Origin of the sequence: Nocardioides sp. NPDC057772 (assembly GCF_042798075.1) — a bacterium.
Taxonomy (GTDB): Bacteria; Actinomycetota; Actinomycetes; order Propionibacteriales; family Nocardioidaceae; genus Nocardioides.
Map to the genome: position 1 here is coordinate 1 of NZ_JBHVKN010000308.1, position 3,983 is coordinate 3,983.

Genomic DNA, 3,983 nt, shown 5'->3' on the forward strand with positions numbered 1-3,983 from the left:
GCCCCTGCCGTCCGGCAGGGGCTGCTGTGCGTACGCCTCAGATCAGTGGAAGCTGTCACCACAGGCGCAGGAGCCGGTGGCGTTGGGGTTGTCGATGGTGAACCCCTGCTTCTCGATGGTGTCCACGAAGTCGATCATCGCGCCGTTGAGGTAGGGAACGCTCATCCGGTCGACGACGACGGACACGCCGTCGAAGTCGGTGACGACGTCACCGTCGAGGGTGCGCTCGTCGAAGAAGAGCTGGTAGCGCAGGCCGGAGCAGCCACCGGGCTGCACGGAGATGCGCAGGCTCAGGTCGTCGCGGCCTTCCTGCTCCAGGAGGCTCTTCACCTTCGCGGCGGCAACGTCGCTCAGGTTGATGGAGTCGGCGCGGCGTTCGGTCGTCTGCTCGGTCATGTAGCTGGGCTCCCTGTGCGTGGGTGCGGGTGTGTCTTAAGGCTCAATCGTCGCACATCCTCGGTTATTCCCGGTGGTCGGCGGACCACGTCCGGGCCACCCTGGCGGCGACCTGGACCAGGGAGTCGTACGCCTGGCTCAGCGCCCGCTCCTCGCCGACACTGTCGACGAGCGAGTACGCGGCATCGATACCGAGCGTACGCATCTCCCGACCGCTCATGCTCACCTTCCCGGCCAGCACGATGCAGGGGCGCAGCGCCTGCTCGGCGAGCCGTGCCACCCCGGCCGGAACCTTCCCCGCGGCGCTCTGCGGGTCGAAGGAGCCCTCGCCGGTGATCACCAGGTCGGCCCGGGAGGCCAGCTCGGGCAGCCCGAGCAGGTCGGCGACGACGTCGAACCCAGATCGACGGGTGGCCCCGAGGAGCAGCAGGGCGAACCCCATCCCGCCGGCGGCTCCCGCGCCCTTCTCGATCGCGACCTTGCGGGAGGTCGCGGCCGCCAGGTCCTGGAGCGCGCCGTCCCAGCGGGGCATGGTCTCCTCGGCCAGTCCCTTCTGCGCGCCGTAGACCTTGATCGCGCCGAAGAGGCCGGTCAGCGGGTTGTCCACGTCGCTGGCGATGACGATGTCGGGGCCCAGCGGCTCGGGCAGCGTGACCTCGGTGATGCCCTCGAGCCCGGCGACGCCGGCATCGAGCGGCCGGTCGGCGGTGGCGCCCAGCGCGGCCAGCAGCCCCGCTCCCCCGTCGCTCGTGCCCGAGCCGCCGAGCCCGACCACGACCGTGCTCGCCCCGGCGTCGCGGGCGGCGAGGAGCAGCTGCCCCACGCCGTAGGAGGTCGCCTGCTCGGCTCCCTTCCCGCCGGTCAGGTGCAGGCCGGCCGCCTGGGCCGACTCGACGTAGGCGGTCTCGCCCACGACCAGCACCTGCGCGGTCACGGGCTCGCCGTGCGGCCCCCTGACCTCGACCTCGTGCAGGTCGCCGGCGAGGACCGCGTGGAGCAACTCGAGGAACCCCGGTCCTCCATCCGCCATCGGGGCCAGGGAGAGCTCGTCACGGGGAGCCGTACGCCGCCACCCCTCCGCGATCGCGGCCGCCGCCTGGGAGGCGGTGAGCGTGCCGGCGTACTTGTCGGGGGCGATCAGCACTCGCATGGCCGAAACCTACCCGCGCACGGAAGTCAACGGGCGTCTCCGGACCGTTATCGATGTCGTAACCGATGCGCATGCGTCGCGTTAAGGTCGTTTCGTGCGGATCTTCGGGCGACGCCGGGCCAGGGACTCTGAGAGCAGGCGGATCGACGCCTTCTGGACCTGGTGGGCGCAGAAGGGTGCGCTGGCGTGCGGCGCCGCGCTCGACGCCGACGACCAGGACGCACTGGTCGCTCTCCTCGCCCGGCGGGTCGACGCGATGGAGGCGGGCCTGAGCTGGGAGGTCGGCCCCGGCCCTCTGGGCGGACGGTTGCTGGTGATCTCGGCGGGTGGCAACCCGGACCATCGCGCGCTGGCACGCCGTTGGCTGCTCGCCGCGCCCGAGCCCGACGACGACTCTCCCTGGGAGTTCAGCGACCAGCGCCCGCCGGTCGACGACCCGATCGAGGCGGTCCTCACCACGCCCGGAGGGGCTGCGATCCGGCTGGCCGACGTGCTGGTCGGGGCGCGGCAGAACGGCGCCCACTTCGACCTCGTCCTCTTCCACCCCAGCTTCTCCGACCTCGCCGAGGACGCCCGTCTGCAGGTCGCCTTCCATGCCCTCGACACCACACTGGGCGAGTCCAGCACCGAGCTGTGGATCGGGGAGGTGGAGACCACCACCGCCCGCCCGCCCGACGGCTTCGGCCTCGACGGGCTGCGCACGGCGGTGAGAGACCTCCGCAAGGAGTACGTCGACCCCGACGGCAACCCGGCGTGGGTGCTGCTCCGCGGAGAGAGCCCGCAGGGTCCCGTGATCGCGAGCGCGGTGGTGCCGCTGCATCCGGTGACGGCGCCCAACCTGACCCATCACGTCGGCGTCATGGTGCCCTACATCGGCTTCGCCGAGCGGGGCCTGCCCTCGGCCGACGCGCTGCGCGAGCTCGGACAGCTCGAGGACCGGCTCGTCTCGACGCTCGGCCCCGATGGCCGCGTGGTGGCCCACGAGACCACCAACGGCGTACGTCTTCTGCACGCCTACGTCGACCCCACCACCTCCGCACCGCAGCGGCTGGAGGAGACGGTCGACGGCTGGGCGCACGGCGACATCGTCACCCGGGTCGACACCGACCCGGCCTGGGACGCCGTCCGGCCGCTGCGCGCCTGACTCGGATCGCACCCGGTACCACCATGTGACCCACGCCACCGGGGCTGCGACGCCTCGACATGTATTATCGTCATCATGACGACTGTCGACCTCCCGCTGCTCCCCCTGGGGCGCGGCACCGACCTGAACTCAGAGCGTGGCGTCGAGTGCCCCGGCGACCTGCCGGCCGCCTCCGACCCCGACCTGGTCAAGCGCGCTCTCGCCGCCAAGGAGAAGCTGGGCGACAAGGTGTTCGTCCTCGGACACCACTACCAGCGCGACGAGGTCATCCAGTTCGCTGACGTGACCGGGGACTCCTTCAAGCTCGCCCGCGACGCGGCCGCCCGTCCGGACGCGGAATACATCGTCTTCTGCGGCGTGCACTTCATGGCCGAGTCCGCCGACATCCTGACCTCGCCGTCGCAGGCGGTCATCCTGCCCGACCTCGCGGCCGGCTGCTCGATGGCCGATATGGCGCGGCTGGGCCAGGTCGAGCAGGCCTGGTCGGCTCTGGCGGAAGCGGGGGTCGCCGAGCAGGTCGTGCCGGTGACCTACATGAACTCCTCCGCCGACATCAAGGCGTTCTGCGGCCGTCACGACGGCGTCGTGTGCACCTCGTCCAACGCGCAGGCCGTGCTGGAGTGGGCCTTCGAGCAGAAGGACGATGCCAAGGTCCTCTTCTTCCCCGACCAGCACCTCGGCCGCAACACCGCGGTCCTGAAGCTCGGCATGTCGCTGGACGACTGCGTGGTCTGGGACCCGCTCAAGCCCGGCGGCGGCGTATCCGCCGAGGAGCTCCGGGCGGCGAAGGTGATCCTGTGGAAGGGCCACTGCTCGGTCCACGGCCGCTTCTCCCCCGACACGATCGACGACCTGCGCGCCGAGATCCCGGGCGTGCAGATCCTGGTCCACCCCGAGTGCCAGCACGAGGTTGTCCTCAAGGCCGACCTGGTCGGCTCGACCGAGTTCATCATCAACACCATCGAGGCCGCTCCTGCCGGCTCTGCCTGGGCGATCGGCACCGAGCTCAACCTCGTCAAGCGCCTGGCGGCGGCCCACCCCGACAAGCGGATCGTCTTCCTCGACCGCACCGTCTGCTACTGCTCGACGATGAACCGCATCGACCTCCCCCACTTCGTCTGGGCCCTCGAGTCCCTGGTCGAGGGACAGGTCGTCAACCGCATCGAGGTCGGCGCCGAGACCGAGCACTACGCCAAGCTCGCCCTCCAGCGGATGCTCGATCTCCCGGGCAAGACGCAGGACGACTGACCCCTTTCAGCCGAGGCGTCGGCTGCGTCGGCCGAGGTGGCACTC

Annotated in this window: 4 protein-coding genes; 2 read left to right on the plus strand and 2 right to left on the minus strand. The window is 70.9% G+C overall.

All coding sequences use genetic code 11. The features are described from left to right. Nucleotides 1-42: 42 nt before the first annotated feature. Together erpA and ACFVJS_RS26780 are read right to left on the minus strand one after the other, a co-directional pair. Complete coding sequence (gene erpA, locus ACFVJS_RS26775) at nt 43-396, minus strand: iron-sulfur cluster insertion protein ErpA (protein ID WP_165114477.1); 354 nt, start codon at nt 394-396, stop codon at nt 43-45. A 64-nt stretch (nt 397-460) separates the two neighbouring features. Continuing rightward, nucleotides 461-1,546, minus strand: coding sequence for a glycerate kinase (locus ACFVJS_RS26780; RefSeq protein WP_378886597.1), 1,086 nt, complete (start codon nt 1,544-1,546; stop codon nt 461-463). A gap of 94 nt (nt 1,547-1,640) precedes the next feature. On the opposite strand from ACFVJS_RS26780, the gene ACFVJS_RS26785 reads away from it, so the two are divergent. Both ACFVJS_RS26785 and nadA read left to right on the plus strand, forming a co-directional pair. Further along, a complete protein-coding gene (locus ACFVJS_RS26785) occupies nt 1,641-2,690 on the plus strand; it encodes a DUF695 domain-containing protein (RefSeq protein WP_378886598.1) in 1,050 nt (349 codons plus the stop codon). Nucleotides 2,691-2,765: 75 nt separating this feature from the next. Further along, nucleotides 2,766-3,938 carry a quinolinate synthase NadA gene (gene nadA / locus ACFVJS_RS26790; protein ID WP_378886599.1) on the plus strand — a complete coding sequence of 391 codons (1,173 nt, stop codon included), beginning with the start codon at nt 2,766-2,768 and terminating at the stop codon, nt 3,936-3,938. Nucleotides 3,939-3,983 lie beyond the last annotated feature (45 nt).